Source organism: Microbacterium zouquanmingi (assembly GCF_052266695.1).
In the GTDB taxonomy this organism is placed as follows: Bacteria; Actinomycetota; Actinomycetes; order Actinomycetales; family Microbacteriaceae; genus Microbacterium.
Map to the genome: position 1 here is coordinate 192,068 of NZ_JBQPQZ010000005.1, position 13,540 is coordinate 205,607.

Annotated in this window: 13 protein-coding genes; 8 read left to right on the plus strand and 5 right to left on the minus strand. The window is 63.3% G+C overall.

Annotated features, from left to right (window positions below; all coding sequences use genetic code 11):
* Positions 1-84 precede the first annotated feature (84 nt).
* A complete protein-coding gene (gene rpsA, locus ACTU6U_RS12410; protein ID WP_443469415.1) occupies positions 85-1,548 on the minus strand; it encodes a 30S ribosomal protein S1 in 1,464 nt (487 codons plus the stop codon).
* A gap of 211 nt (positions 1,549-1,759) precedes the next feature.
* On the opposite strand from rpsA, the gene ACTU6U_RS12415 reads away from it, so the two are divergent.
* From ACTU6U_RS12415 to ACTU6U_RS12425, 3 genes are read left to right on the plus strand one after another with little or no spacing between them, the layout of a single operon-like run.
* Entirely contained in the window at positions 1,760-2,299 is a 540-nt protein-coding gene (locus tag ACTU6U_RS12415) for a hypothetical protein (protein ID WP_443469416.1), read from the plus strand.
* A complete protein-coding gene (locus tag ACTU6U_RS12420; protein ID WP_443469417.1) occupies positions 2,287-3,096 on the plus strand; it encodes a hypothetical protein in 810 nt (269 codons plus the stop codon). The genes ACTU6U_RS12415 and ACTU6U_RS12420 overlap by 13 nt, the downstream gene beginning before the upstream one ends.
* A 46-nt stretch (positions 3,097-3,142) precedes the next feature.
* Positions 3,143-4,078 carry a 5'-3' exonuclease gene (locus ACTU6U_RS12425; RefSeq protein ID WP_443469418.1) on the plus strand — a complete coding sequence of 312 codons (936 nt, stop codon included), beginning with the start codon at positions 3,143-3,145 and terminating at the stop codon, positions 4,076-4,078.
* Position 4,079: 1 nt separating this feature from the next.
* On the opposite strand, the gene ACTU6U_RS12430 is transcribed toward ACTU6U_RS12425, so the two are convergent.
* Positions 4,080-5,066 carry a PHP domain-containing protein gene (locus ACTU6U_RS12430; protein ID WP_443469419.1) on the minus strand — a complete coding sequence of 329 codons (987 nt, stop codon included), beginning with the start codon at positions 5,064-5,066 and terminating at the stop codon, positions 4,080-4,082.
* 6 nt (positions 5,067-5,072) lie between these two features.
* Positions 5,073-6,137: an anthranilate phosphoribosyltransferase gene (trpD, locus tag ACTU6U_RS12435; RefSeq protein ID WP_443469420.1), complete on the minus strand. Its 1,065-nt coding sequence runs from the start codon at positions 6,135-6,137 to the stop codon at positions 5,073-5,075.
* 143 nt (positions 6,138-6,280) lie between these two features.
* On the opposite strand from trpD, the gene ctaE reads away from it, so the two are divergent.
* The 5 genes from ctaE (at position 6,281) to ACTU6U_RS12460 (ending at position 11,237) form a co-directional block, all read left to right on the plus strand.
* Positions 6,281-6,973, plus strand: coding sequence for an aa3-type cytochrome oxidase subunit III (gene ctaE, locus ACTU6U_RS12440; protein ID WP_443469421.1), 693 nt, complete (start codon positions 6,281-6,283; stop codon positions 6,971-6,973).
* A 20-nt stretch (positions 6,974-6,993) separates the two neighbouring features.
* A complete protein-coding gene (gene qcrC, locus ACTU6U_RS12445; RefSeq protein WP_443469422.1) occupies positions 6,994-7,797 on the plus strand; it encodes a cytochrome bc1 complex diheme cytochrome c subunit in 804 nt (267 codons plus the stop codon).
* Between the two features lie 36 nt (positions 7,798-7,833).
* On the plus strand, positions 7,834-8,910 hold the full coding sequence (gene qcrA / locus ACTU6U_RS12450) for a cytochrome bc1 complex Rieske iron-sulfur subunit (RefSeq protein WP_443469423.1): 1,077 nt from the start codon (positions 7,834-7,836) through the stop codon (positions 8,908-8,910).
* Complete coding sequence (gene qcrB / locus ACTU6U_RS12455; RefSeq protein ID WP_443469424.1) at positions 8,907-10,718, plus strand: cytochrome bc1 complex cytochrome b subunit; 1,812 nt, start codon at positions 8,907-8,909, stop codon at positions 10,716-10,718. The genes qcrA and qcrB overlap by 4 nt, the downstream gene beginning before the upstream one ends.
* Positions 10,719-10,817: 99 nt before the next feature.
* Positions 10,818-11,237 carry a rhodanese-like domain-containing protein gene (locus ACTU6U_RS12460; protein ID WP_443469425.1) on the plus strand — a complete coding sequence of 140 codons (420 nt, stop codon included), beginning with the start codon at positions 10,818-10,820 and terminating at the stop codon, positions 11,235-11,237.
* 115 nt (positions 11,238-11,352) lie between these two features.
* On the opposite strand, the gene ACTU6U_RS12465 is transcribed toward ACTU6U_RS12460, so the two are convergent.
* Positions 11,353-11,787, minus strand: a complete 435-nt coding sequence (locus tag ACTU6U_RS12465) for a cytochrome c oxidase subunit 4 (RefSeq protein ID WP_443469426.1) — start codon at positions 11,785-11,787, stop codon at positions 11,353-11,355.
* Positions 11,788-11,790: 3 nt separating this feature from the next.
* Positions 11,791-13,539 carry an aa3-type cytochrome oxidase subunit I gene (gene ctaD / locus ACTU6U_RS12470; protein WP_443469427.1) on the minus strand — a complete coding sequence of 583 codons (1,749 nt, stop codon included), beginning with the start codon at positions 13,537-13,539 and terminating at the stop codon, positions 11,791-11,793.
* Position 13,540 lies beyond the last annotated feature (1 nt).

Below are 13,540 nucleotides of genomic sequence, written 5' to 3' on the forward strand. Positions count from 1 at the left end.
GAGGCGAGTCGAGTCGTAACCTTCCGTCACACGCGAAACGGGCCGCCACCCCGAAGGATGACGGCCCGTTTCAGTGAAACGTGCTTACGCGTTGCCGCCCGAGAGCTTCTCGCGGAGAGCCGCGAGAGCCTCGTCGTCAGCAAGGGTGCCAGCACCCGAAACGTCGCTCGTGAACGACTGACCTGCGGCAGCGCCGAAGTCGTCGCCCGCAGCAGCCTCGGCCTCTGCGGCCTTGATGACGGCAGCCTTGTGAGCTTCCCAGCGCGTCTGGGCTGCAGCGTACTCCTGCTCCCAGGCCTCGCGCTGTGCGTCGAAGCCGTCCTTCCACGCACCGGTCTCGGGGTCGAAGCCCTCGGGGTACTTGTACTCGCCGTTGTCGTCGTACTCGGCGAGCATGCCGTACAGGGCCGGGTCGAACTCGGTGCCGTTGGGGTCAACCGACTCGTTGGCCTGCTTGAGCGACAGCGAGATGCGACGACGCTCGAGGTCGATGTCGATGACCTTGACGAAGACCTCTTCGCCGACGGACACGACCTGCTCAGCCAGCTCGACGTGCTTGCTGGAGAGCTCGGAGATGTGCACGAGGCCCTCGATGCCGTCTGCAACGCGGACGAACGCACCGAACGGGACGAGCTTGGTGACCTTACCCGCGGCGATCTGGCCGATCGCGTGGGTGCGGGCGAAGACCTGCCACGGGTCCTCCTGCGTCGCCTTGAGCGACAGGGAGACGCGCTCGCGGTCGAGGTCGACCTCAAGGATCTCGACGGTGACCTCCTGGCCAACCTCGACGACCTCAGAGGCGTGCTCGATGTGCTTCCAAGACAGCTCGGAGACGTGGACGAGACCGTCGACGCCGCCAAGGTCGACGAACGCACCGAAGTTGACGATCGACGAAACCTGGCCCTTGCGGACCTGGCCCTTGTGCAGGTTGTTGAGGAAGTTCGAGCGCGACTCGGACTGCGTCTGCTCAAGCAGTGCGCGGCGCGAGAGAACCACGTTGTTGCGGTTCTTGTCGAGCTCGAGGATCTTCGCCTCGATCTCCTGACCCAGGTACGGGGTCAGGTCGCGGACGCGGCGCAGCTCGATGAGCGATGCCGGCAGGAAGCCACGAAGGCCGATGTCGACGATGAGTCCACCCTTGACGACCTCGATGACCGTACCGGTGACGACGCCGTCGTCTTCCTTGATCTTCTCGACGTCGCCCCAAGCGCGCTCGTACTGTGCACGCTTCTTGGACAGGATCAGACGGCCTTCCTTGTCCTCCTTCTGGAGAACAAGAGCCTCGACCTCGTCGCCGACCTTGACGACCTCGTTCGGGTCGACATCGTGCTTGATGGAAAGTTCGCGGGAGGGGATGACACCCTCGGTCTTGTATCCGACGTCGAGCAGAACCTCATCGCGGTCGATCTTGACGATCGTGCCTTCGATGATGTCGCCGTCGTTGAAGAACTTCAGCGTCTTCTCGACCGCGGCCAGGAAGTCCTCAGCAGATCCGATGTCATTGATGGCGACCTGCTTGGTGGCCGGGGCGGTCGTTGCGGTAGTCATGTAGTGGGTTGTCCTTGTGGGTGGAAACTCAGGCTGCTCCGACGCGTGCACGTGCGATCGCGATGAAGAAGCGAATGGATTGTTGTTGGGTATCGCTCAAGCGCGCGTATGTACACGCCAAGAGTGACACTTCAGAATATCAGAGAATCGCACTATCTCGTGCTGTGGATAACTCCGGCGGCATTCTGCTGCATCACGTTAGCGTGAACGGGTGACGATCCTGCGAACGAAGACCGGCCGAGTTCGGATGCTGGCAGTGCTGGCCGTGGCCGGAGCGATGCTGAGCGCTTGCTCGCCCGGCCCTGCCCCCTCACCCACTCCTACGGCCGCGTTTGCCAGCGAGGACGAGGCCTTTGCCGCGGCGGAAGAGGTTTATCGCGCCTACAACGACGCGTACAACCGCGTGGACTTCAGTGACCCTTCGTCTTTCGATCCGCTGGACTCGTTCACAACAGGGACGTATCAGTCGAGTGAACGCGAAGGGCTCTCTGAGCTGCATGCCACGGGAGCAGTGCGATCTGGGCAGGCATCAATTGTGTGGGTGCACGGCGTCGATATGGACAACTCCACGGTGACGGTGCGCGTCTGCAAGGACCTCAGCGACGTCGAAGTACTCGATGCTGGAGGGAGATCTCTTGTCTCGCCAGATCGTCCAGATTTCTCCGCAGTGGAACTGACGCTTGAAATCGCCGGATCTGAACTCTTGCTCGCAGAGTCTCAGGCAGTCGAGGACGAAGCATGCGTGTCCTAAGCGCACTGATACTCGGGAGCCTGATCGCTTTTCCTACGACGGTCGCCTCAAGTAATGCTTGCCCTCAATGGCAGGAGGAGCTTGGGAACTGTGGCGTTGATAACACGGGCACGGACATCATCATCGATGGCACTCACGAAACCGGTGGCACCGACGGCACCGAGACGGGACCTGACGATTGGCAGGTTCCGACCGATCCTGGGACTCCGCAGGGGCCCTCCGATCTCGACACGTGTCTTGATGACTGGGAGTCCGACAAGAACTGCTTCGACCCGATTGCGGAGAACGAGGAGGAAGACGAAGATCCCGGCATCCCGCCCGTGACGATCACAGATCTCGTGCGATTCGCCCCGGCCGGCTCAGTGCTGACCGGTGAACCGAACAATGTCGGTGTTGCAGGGCTTCCCACCAACTTCGTGACCGCGGCCTCGACGCAGACTGTCGCAGGTGAACTGTTCGGCTTCCCGCTCTCGGTGCGGTTCACTCCCGCTGCCTACGACTTCATCTACGGCGACGGCGCCACCTCAACCAGCTCGACGGGAGGAGCTACCTGGGCCGATCTCGCCCAGGTCCAGTTCACGCCGACCGATACGAGCCACGCCTACCGGGAGCGCGGCACGTACATCGCGCAGGTCAATGTTCGATACAGCGCGGAGGTCGACTTCGGCACCGGCTGGTTCCCGGTCACCGGCCAAGTGACCGCGAATGGAGCTCCCCAGGAGATCCGCATCTTCGAGGCGCACACCGCACTGGTGGCGTTCACCTGCGCCGAGGCGCCGCACTCCCCCGGCTGCTGATCGACGAGACGATCACGATGTCGACGCCGTGTGACAAGCTGACTCCATGAGCGACAAGCTGATGCTCCTCGATACCGCGTCCCTCTACTTTCGGGCCTTCTACGGTGTTCCCGACAAGGTCAAAGCACCCGACGGCTCGTCGGTCAATGCAGCGCGCGGCCTGCTCGACATCATTGCCAAGCTCGTCACGCTCTACGAACCCACGCACATCGTCGCGTGCTGGGATGACGACTGGCGTCCGCAGTGGCGCGTCGATCTGATTCCGAGCTATAAGACGCACCGCGTCGTCGAAGTCGTCGAAGCAGGGCCCGACATCGAAGAAGTGCCCGACCCGCTCGAAGCGCAGATCCCCCTCATCCGTCAGACGCTGACCGCCCTCGGCATCCCGATCATCGGCGTCGCGAACCATGAGGCAGACGATGTGATCGGCACTCTCGCAAGCCGCGCCACCATGCCTGTCGACATCGTCACGGGTGATCGCGACCTCTTTCAGCTGATCGACGATGGTCGCGGTATCCGCCTCATCTACACCGCACGCGGCATGAGCAACCTCGAAGTCATGACAGACGAGACCGTGGTCGCCAAGTACGGAGTGCTCCCCTCGCAGTACGTCGATTTCGCCACAATGCGCGGCGACGCGTCAGACGGACTGCCCGGTGTCGCCGGAGTCGGAGAGAAAACCGCCGCGACGCTTCTGCAGACGCACGGCGATCTCGAGAGCATCCGCGCAGCTGCAACAGCCGGCGAAGGCATGAGCGCGCGCATTCAGTCCAAGATCCTCGACGCATCGGCATACCTTGATGTCGCGCCCACTGTCGTCGAGGTCGCACGCGGTCTCGACATCGTGCCGCCGACAACGCCCGTGCATCCTCTCGACTTCGAGAAAGCGGCTGCCGCGGCCGCACTTGCCGAGCAGTGGAACCTCGGCGGCTCCATGCAACGTGCCATCGCCGCTCTCAGCAGCCCCCGAGGCGGCAGCTGACTCACTCCGCCCAGGCCCTCAATCGATCAAGTCCCCATGTGGTGACGATGCGCTCTGCGGGCACGCCTGCTTTCTCCGCCCGCTCTGCACCGTGGTCGATCAATGACAGTTGGCCTGGCGCATGGGCATCCGAATCGATCGAGAACAGACAGCCGGCCTCCATGGCGATCGCAATGAGCTCATCAGGCGGATCCTGACGCTCTGGACGCGAGTTGATCTCGACAGCGACGCCATTCTCCGCACAGGCCTCGAAGACCGCCCGCGGATCGAACTGCGACGGGGGGCGCGTGCCGCGCTCCCCCTGCACAAGCCGACCGGTGCAGTGGCCGAGCACGTTCACGCGCGGATTCAACACTGCCGCGATCATGCGCGCAGTCATCGCACGAGACTCCATGCGCAGCGCGGAATGAACGGATGCCACGACGATGTCGAGCTCGGCAAGGAGGTCATCTTCCTGATCGAGCGCGCCGTCTTCGAGAATGTCCACCTCGATGCCAGCGAGCATGGAGAGTCCCGGCGTGGATTCCGCCCGCACGAGCGGGATCTGTTCGCGGAGTCGCTCCGCGGAGAGTCCACGCGCCACGCGGAGCCGCGGGGAGTGATCGGTCACCGCCAGATACTCGTGTCCGAGTGCCCGCGCAGCATCCGCCATCGCACTTATCGGAGTCGTGCCGTCAGACCATTCGGTGTGCGAATGCAGGTCTCCACGCAGCTTCGCATGCAGCGCAGACGTGCGTTCGGGCTCCACGTCGCCTCGCAGGTCGACGAGATACTCCGGCACCGCCCCGTCGAGTGCCTGCTGAATCACCGCGAACGTCGAAGCACCGATGCCTTTGGCCGCCCGCAAGCGCGTGGGGTCAGTGCGCACCTCGGCCGGAAGAGATCTCAGAGTCTCGGCAGCCTGCCGGAAGGCTTTCGCCCGGTAGCGGGAGGCGCGTTCGCGCTCGAGCAGGGACGCGATCTCGAGCAGCGCGGCTACCGGATCCATGTCATCTCAAGCAGTGGCGAGCTCGCGCGTCGCGTCGACCCAGGCAACGAGCTTCGCCGCTGCACTGCCGTCGTCGACTGCGGCTTCTGCACGTTCGAACGCTTCGCCGAGACGCTCGAGGATCGGGCGCGTCACCTGCGTCGCGTCCTGCGACAGCTCGAACGCGACGATGCCGGCAGCAGCGTTGAGCAGCACGATGTCGCGTACAGCCCCCTTGGTGCCGGCAAGCGTGTCACGCAGCACCCCTGCGTTGTATTCGGGGGAGCCGCCGATCAGGTCGGCGAGTTCTGCTGTCGGGATGCCGAGATCACGGGGGTCGAGGTCATGCTCGTGGATGTCGCCGCGCGAGACCTCCCAGATACGGCTGTGGCCGGTGGTGGTCAGTTCATCCAGACCGTCGTCGCCGCGGAACACCAGTGCAGTGGCGCCACGGGTGCGGAACACTCCGGTGATGAGCGGAACGCGCTCGAGCTGCGCGACGCCTACCGCGTTCGCTTCGGCGCGCGCGGGGTTGCAGAGTGGCCCCAGCATGTTGAATACGGTCGGGACGCCGAGTTCCGCACGGGCAGCGCCCGCGTGCTTGAACCCGGGGTGGAATGCTGCGGCCCATGCGAACGTGATGCCGGTTCGGTCAAGCACGGATGCGACGTCATCGGGCGAGAGGGACAGCTGCAAGCCGAGCGCTCCGAGCACATCTGAAGAACCGGATGCTGAGCTCGCCGCCCTGTTGCCGTGCTTGACGACGGGGATTCCCGTCGCGGCGATGATGACCGCCGCCGTCGTCGATACGTTGACGGTGCCCACGCGATCGCCGCCTGTCCCCACGATGTCGAGAACGTTGGAGGAGACCGGAAGCGGCACTGCGGATTCGAGGATCGCGTCACGGAACCCGACGACCTCGTCGATCGTCTCCCCCTTTGCACGGAGCGCGATGAGGAAACCGGCGAGTTTCGCATCGGACACATTGCCCTGCATCACTTGCCGCATCGCCCACGTCGACTCCCACACGCTGAGGTCGCGGCCCTCCAAAAGGGCGGTGAGGACGTCGGGCCAGGTCAAGGAATCAGCCATGACAGTGATCCTATCGGCGAGAATAAATTCCCCGCGCCCCGGCGTAACGGCGGGACTTCATTGTTTTCCCTTGAATTCACCGGGAATTCGCAGTGTCTTCTTAGGGTCCCCTAAGTCACGGGTCAGCGAAACGGGGCCCGCCGATGCAAGAATCACCCTCGCGGATCGGCCATAATGGAGAGGTGACCACCTCAGCGACCTATGCCCCGGCGGCAAGAACGATCAAGCGCCCGAACCCGGTAGCTGTCGGCACCATCGTGTGGCTCGGCAGCGAGGTGATGTTCTTCGCGGGACTGTTCGCGATTTACTTCACCCTCCGCAGTACCTCACCAGAACTGTGGGCTGACCGTACCGAGCTGCTGAACGTTCCGTTTGCCGCAGTCAACACCGCGATCCTCGTCTTCTCGTCTGTGACATGCCAGATGGGCGTGTTCGCGGCAGAAGACCTGCAGTCCTACCGCATCAAGAAGGGCCAGGTGAACGGCGCAGGCCGACGCCGCCTCTTCGGCTGGGGAATGGTCGAGTGGTTCTGGGTCACCTTCGCCCTCGGCGCGATCTTCGTCTCGGGCCAGGTCTGGGAGTACGCGCAGCTCGTCGCTGAGGGCCTGCCGATTCAGGCTGACGCCTACGCATCGGCGTTCTACATCACCACGGGCTTCCACGCCCTCCACGTCACCGGCGGACTCATCGCGTTCCTCCTCGTCATCGGACGGGCGTACGCGGTCAAGAACTTCACGCACAAGGAGGCGACTTCCTCGATCGTCGTGTCGTACTACTGGCACTTCGTCGACGTCGTCTGGGTTGTGCTGTTCTTCGTCATCTACTTCCTGAAATAAGAGCGGAGCTGACCTGCGAAATGGCACGAGAGAAGAAGCGTCGCTCAAGCGGACGCCGTAGCCCCCTGGCCGCTGCGGCTCTGATCGGAGCGGGACTCCTGATCACCGGCGGTATCTACGCCGGAGCATCGGCAGCGATGGCCGCAACCGAAACACCCACATCGGCGAGCACTCAGCTCACCGTCGACGACGGCAAGAAACTGTTCCAGGCGAACTGCGCCACCTGTCATGGTCTTGACCTGCAGGGCACCCCAGAGGGCCCAAGCCTGTACGGCGTCGGCGAGCTGGCCGTCGAGTTCCAGGTGGCAACTGGTCGCATGCCGTTGCAGATGCAGGGACCGCAGGCGCCCCAGAAGCCCGTGCAGTTCACGCACGACCAGATCGATGCAATGGCGTCATACGTCCAGAGCGTCGCTCCTGGGCCGTCCTACCCCGCAGATGAAATCCTCGACGGCGAAGGCGACGTCGCACACGGCGCCGAGCTGTTCCGCGTCAACTGCGCGATGTGCCACAACGTCGCAGCCGCAGGTGGTGCCCTCACAGAGGGCAAGTACGCCCCGGGGCTTGCGGGCACGAGCGCACTGCACATCTACGCGGCCATGGTCACCGGCCCGCAGAACATGCCTGTCTTCAGCGACATGAACCTGTCCGACACCGACAAACGCGACATCATCTCCGCTCTGCTCTTCCAGCAGCAGGAGGTTCAGATCGGTGGCTTCACACTCGGCTCACTCGGCCCGGTTTCAGAAGGTCTGTTCATCTGGATCTTCGGTATCGGCGGCCTTGTCGCTGTCACCGTGTGGATCACGGCGAAGTCCAACTGACGCATATTCATCGAAGAGGAACGTACGAGGAGCACCATGGCACACGACGACGACTCGCAGGCCCTTGACAGGGCCTACCAGCCCTCCCCTGGGCTGGGCGTCGCAGTCAACGATCCCGTGCAGAATCCGGGTCTGCCGCCGCATCGCGAGCGGATGACAGACAAGGACACGAAGGCAGAGAAGCGCGCGGCACGCACCGTCTACACGCTGTTCTATCTGTCGCTCGCGGGCAGCATCTGGGCGGTCGCCGCCTACATGCTGTTCCCGATCGAAGATGGTTCGCTGGCGTCGATCCGCAACAACAACCTCTTCATCGGCCTGGGCATCGCCCTGGCTCTGCTTTCCATCGGAATCGGCGCGATTCACTGGTCCAAGGCGCTCATGAGCGACAAGGAGCACATCGAGTATCGCCACCCGACCCGCGGCAAGGACTCCACGCGTGAAGCGGCCATCCAGGCCTTCGCTGACGCCAATGAGGAGTCCGGCTTCGGTCGCCGCACGATGATCCGCAACTCGCTGATCGCCGCGCTTGTCGCCTCCATCGTTCCCGGTGTAGCCCTGTTCCGTGGTCTCGCACCGCACAGCACGCCTGATGACCCCCTCGCCGGCGACCCCGTCGCACTGCTCAAGCAGACGATGTGGGACAAGGGCCAGCGTCTGGTCCGCGACCCCGACGGCACACCGATTCGCGCGGCGGATGTCACGCTGGGATCCGCTTTCCACGTGATCCCCGAGGACCTTGCCACGCTCTCCCACCACGATGGCTACCTCGAAGAGAAGGCCAAGGCGATCGTGCTGATGATGCGTCTCCGCCCGGAGCAGCTCATCGAAGCCGAAGACCGCAAGGACTGGTCGTACGACGGAATCGTCGCCTACTCGAAGGTGTGCACGCACGTCGGATGCCCGGTCGCCCTCTACGAGCAGCAGACGCATCATCTGCTGTGCCCCTGCCACCAGTCGCAGTTCGACGTCACCGATCACGCAAAGGTCATCTTCGGCCCGGCTGCGCGCCCACTGCCGCAGCTGCCGATCACGGTCGATGATGACGGCTATCTCGTCGCACGCAGCGACTTCACTGAGCCTGTTGGCCCGAGCTTCTGGGAGCGCCATTGAGCACCGCAACGCTGTCTAAAGAGGACAACGACAACAAGGCGCCCCTTGGCGGCCGCTTCGTCGGAGCGACCGCGAACTACATCGACGAGCGCACGAGCCTTTCCGGCTTCATCAAGGAGCTGGGTCGGAAGATCTTCCCCGACCACTGGTCCTTCATGCTCGGCGAGATCGCTCTGTGGAGCTTCGTCGTCGTCTTCATCTCCGGATCGTTCCTGACGTTCTTCTTCGATGCATCGATGGTCGAGACGCACTACACGGGCGCGTACGCTCCGATGCGAGGCATCGAAATGTCGGCCGCACTCGAGTCGACGCTGCACATTTCGTTCGACCTGCGTGGCGGACTGCTGGTCCGTCAGATCCACCACTGGGCTGCTCTGGTCTTCGTCGCTGGAATCGGCATCCACATGCTCCGCGTGTTCTTCACCGGCGCATTCCGCAAGCCCCGCGAGCTGAACTGGGTGATCGGCTTCGTGCTGTTCATCCTGGCAATGGCTGAGGGCTTCACCGGTTACTCGCTGCCTGACGACCTGCTTTCCGGTAACGGTCTGCGCATCATCGACGGCATGATCAAGGGTCTCCCCCTGATCGGCACGTGGACCTCCTTCCTGCTGTTCGGAGGCGAGTTCCCGGGCACCGACATCGTCGGACGCCTGTACACGCTGCACATTCTGCTGCTGCCGCTGCTCGTGATCGGTCTGATCGTCGTGCACCTGATGCTGATGATCGTCAACAAGCACACCCAGTTCGCCGGCCCCGGCCGCACGAACGACAACGTCGTCGGCTTCCCGATGATGCCGGTGTACATGTCGAAGATGGGTGGCTACCTGTTCATCGTCTTCGGTGCGATCGTGCTCATCGCGACCTTCTTCCAGATCAACCCGGTCTGGAACTACGGCCCCTACGACCCCTCTCCGGTGTCTGCGGGAACGCAGCCTGACTGGTACATCGGCTTTGCCGATGGCGCGCTGCGCCTCGCACCGCCGAACCTGGACGTCGTCTTCCTGAACCACACCTGGTCGTTCGGCATCCTGATTCCGGTCGTCATCCTCGGGCTGTTCATCGTTGCCGTGGCCATCTACCCGTTCATCGAGGCCTGGGTGACCGGCGACAAGCGCGAGCACCACATCGCCGAGCGTCCGCGCAACGCCGCGACGCGCACCGCGATCGGTGTCGCAGGCGTGATCTTCTACGCAGTCATGTGGGCCGCTGCATCGTCTGACCTCATGGCGACGCACTTCCACCTCACGATGGAAGGCGTAATCCACTCGCTGCAGGCGCTGCTGTTCGTCGGCCCGATCCTCGGCTACTTCGTCACCAAGCGCATCTGCATCGCGCTGCAGAAGAAGGACCGTGAGATCGTTCTGCACGGCTACGAGTCCGGTCGCATCGTCCGCCTTCCCGGTGGCGAGTACATCGAGGTTCACCAGCCGGTCGACCAGTACGACCGTTGGAAGCTCATCGACGTCGAAGGCTACGAGCCCCTCGTCGTGCGCCCCAACACCAAGGGACGTATCCCGTGGACGCAGAACCTGCGTTCCTCGATGTCTCGCTGGTTCTACGAAGACCGTCTCTCGCCGCTCACGCAGGCAGAGGTCACGGCTGCTGACGCCCACCAGCACCATGTGTCCGCCGATATGGCTGAGACCGAGGCAGCCGAGATCCAGGGTGCTCACGAGCGCGCTGGCGCTCCGGATGCCCCGCTGCAGCCTGACGCCGAGACGCACATCGGTGAGACTCCGAACACCCCGAGCTCGGTCATCGCGACTGACCCGGTGAAGAAGCCCAAGAAGGGTGAGAGCGACAAGTAATAGTCCGCTCCCTCTTCGCAGAAGGCCCTGTCCATTTTGGACGGGGCCTTCTGCGTTACATCCGCGCCCGATGCGGTCACACGAGAATATGCTGGGGCCATGATCGATCGTGCCGAGTTCTTCACTGCCAAGCTCTCCTACGAGACCGACGCCAGCGACGTGTACGCCGCACAGAAGGCTGGAGAAGACATCGTGGTCGTCGATGTCCGCTCCGACGAAGCGTGGGCGCAGGGACGCGTATCAGGCGCCGTCCACATGCATTACAGCGAGATCGCGGCGCGTGCGCCGCAAGATATCCCCCGCGATGCCCGTGTGATCGTCTACTGCTGGAGCCCCGGCTGCAACGCCGGCGCCAAGGGCGCACTGGAGTTCGCCAGGCTCGGCTACGACGTCCGCGAGATGATCGGCGGCTTCGAGTACTGGGTCCGCGAAGGTTACCCCGTCGAGGATCACGACGGTGTGCACCGCCGCCCCATCGACCCACTCACCGGTGTACCCCGCATCCGCATCCGCCCGTGATCCTGCGGTCGTAGAGCAGGCGAGCCCGGACGATCCCCACGCAGCAGCATCCAGCGCAGATGGAGAACGCCCCGGAGGATTCTCCGGGGCGTTCTCTATGTGTTGCGGGACTGGCTCAGCGAGCGAAGTTTCCGCGGTAGTACTCGTAGACCCATCCGACGATCGCGACGAGGAAGATCGCCACACCGATCGGGAGCAGGAACTGTCCGACGGCCATGCCGACCAGGAACACACCTGCTGACGCTGCCAGCACCATCGGCCACCAGGACCACGGGCTGAACTCGCCGAGTTCCGGGTCACCGTCATCGATGTCAGAGGTCAGGATGTCTTCGGGCAGCTCGCCACCCTGTGCCTTGTACGTGCGGTCGAGGTAAACCGCAACCATCGCCGACATGAAAGCAACGAACAGGAGAGCGATCGTACCGACCCACTCCACCTTTGCCGCACCGACGAGTTCGGGGTACGCGAGGATGTGCCACACCGTGTAGGCGGCCGAGACCACCAGGAAGAAGACGGCGAGGATCCACCAGAGAACGACGTTTGAACGCATGGCTTACTTGGCCTCTCCGTCCGCACCGGACATAGCGGGGGCGGGGACACCGGCCGGGTGCTCTGCCGCCTCGGGGTGGTTCAGATCGAATGCCGGACGCTCACTGCGGATGCGCGGGATCGACGTGAAGTTGTGACGCGGCGGCGGGCAGCTGGTCGCCCACTCGAGCGATCCACCGTAGCCCCACGGGTCGTTGACCGTGACCTTGGGCGCCTTACGAGCCGTGATCCAGACATTCAGGAAGAACGGCAGCATCGAGGCGCCGAGGAGTATCGCACCGATGGTGGAGACCTGGTTACCCCATGTCCAGCCGTCAGCCGCGGAGTAGTCCGCGTAGCGACGCACCATGCCGTCGACGCCCAGCCAGTGCTGGATGAGGAACGTCATGTGGAAGCCGATGAACAGCATCCAGAAGTGTACGTAGCCGAGTCGCTCGTTGAGCATGCGCCCCGTCCACTTCGGCCACCAGAAGTAGAAGCCGGCGAACATGGCGAACACAACGGTTCCGAACACGACGTAGTGGAAGTGCGCCACCACGAAGTACGTGTCACTGATGTGGAAGTCCAGCGGCGGCGACGCAAGGATGACACCAGTCAGACCGCCGAACACGAACGAGACCAGGAAGCCGAGCGAGAACACCATGGGCGTCTCGAACGTGACCGAACCTCGCCAGAGCGTTCCGATCCAGTTGAAGATCTTCACACCGGTCGGCACTGCGATGAGCATCGTCATCAGCGCGAAGAACGGCAGCAGGACACCACCGGTCACGTACATGTGGTGAGCCCACACGGACACCGAGAGAGCAGCGATCGAGATCGTTGCGTAGATCAGCGTCTTGTATCCGAAGATCGGCTTGCGGCTGAACACCGGGAAAATCTCGGAGACGATGCCGAAGAACGGCAGCGCGATGATGTACACCTCCGGGTGCCCGAAGAACCAGAACAAGTGCTGCCACAGGAGCACACCACCGTTGGCCGGGTCGTAGATGTGAGCGCCGAGGATGCGGTCGGCCGCTGCAGCGAAGATCGCTGCAGCGAGCACAGGGAACGCCATCAGGATCAGCAGGCTGGTGATCAGCGTGTTCCACGAGAAGATCGACATACGCCACATCGTCAGACCCGGGGCACGCATCGTGATCACGGTGGTGATGAAGTTGACTGCACCAAGGATCGTTCCGAAACCGGACATTCCGAGGCCGACCATCCACAGGTTTCCACCCGCTCCTGGCGAGAACGATGCGTTGGCAAGGGGCTGATAGGCGAACCAGCCGAACGAAGCCGCACCCTGCGGGGTGAGGAAGCCGGCGACCGCAATGATCGAACCGAAGAGGAACAGCCAGAACGCGAAGGCGTTCAGTCGCGGGAACGCGACGTCGGGCGCACCGAGCTGCAGGGGCAGGATCGCGTTCGCGAAGCCGGCGAACAGCGGCGTCGCGAACATCAGCAGCATGATCGTGCCGTGCATCGTGAACAGCTGGTTGTACTGCTCCTTCGTGGGAACGATCTGCATTCCAGGAGCGAACAGCTCGGCACGGATGACAAGAGCCATCACACCGCCGAGGAGGAAGAACAGCACCGATGCGATCAGGTACATGTACCCGATCGTCTTGTGGTCGGTGGACGTGAGCCATTTGACAACAATGTTGCCCTTCTGCTCAGTTCGAGATGAACTCAGCAGAGCGGCCTGACGGGCCGGAAGCGCAGTGGGGCGAGCACCAGCCGGCTGGCTGGGGGCCTCAGTGGTGGTAGTCATG

What these genes read in the sequence shown, in the direction of transcription:
- rpsA (WP_443469415.1), bottom strand. Translation starts at nt 1,548, where the DNA reads ATGACTACCGCAACGACCGCCCCGGCCACCAAGCAGGTCGCCATCAAT.
- ACTU6U_RS12420 (WP_443469417.1), top strand. Translation starts at nt 2,287, where the DNA reads ATGCGTGTCCTAAGCGCACTGATACTCGGGAGCCTGATCGCTTTTCCT.
- ACTU6U_RS12425 (WP_443469418.1), top strand. Translation starts at nt 3,143, where the DNA reads ATGAGCGACAAGCTGATGCTCCTCGATACCGCGTCCCTCTACTTTCGG.
- ACTU6U_RS12430 (WP_443469419.1), bottom strand. Translation starts at nt 5,066, where the DNA reads ATGGATCCGGTAGCCGCGCTGCTCGAGATCGCGTCCCTGCTCGAGCGC.
- trpD (WP_443469420.1), bottom strand. Translation starts at nt 6,137, where the DNA reads ATGGCTGATTCCTTGACCTGGCCCGACGTCCTCACCGCCCTTTTGGAG.
- ctaE (WP_443469421.1), top strand. Translation starts at nt 6,281, where the DNA reads ATGCAAGAATCACCCTCGCGGATCGGCCATAATGGAGAGGTGACCACC.
- qcrC (WP_443469422.1), top strand. Translation starts at nt 6,994, where the DNA reads ATGGCACGAGAGAAGAAGCGTCGCTCAAGCGGACGCCGTAGCCCCCTG.
- qcrA (WP_443469423.1), top strand. Translation starts at nt 7,834, where the DNA reads ATGGCACACGACGACGACTCGCAGGCCCTTGACAGGGCCTACCAGCCC.
- ACTU6U_RS12460 (WP_443469425.1), top strand. Translation starts at nt 10,818, where the DNA reads ATGATCGATCGTGCCGAGTTCTTCACTGCCAAGCTCTCCTACGAGACC.
- ACTU6U_RS12465 (WP_443469426.1), bottom strand. Translation starts at nt 11,787, where the DNA reads ATGCGTTCAAACGTCGTTCTCTGGTGGATCCTCGCCGTCTTCTTCCTG.
- ctaD (WP_443469427.1), bottom strand. Translation starts at nt 13,539, where the DNA reads ATGACTACCACCACTGAGGCCCCCAGCCAGCCGGCTGGTGCTCGCCCC.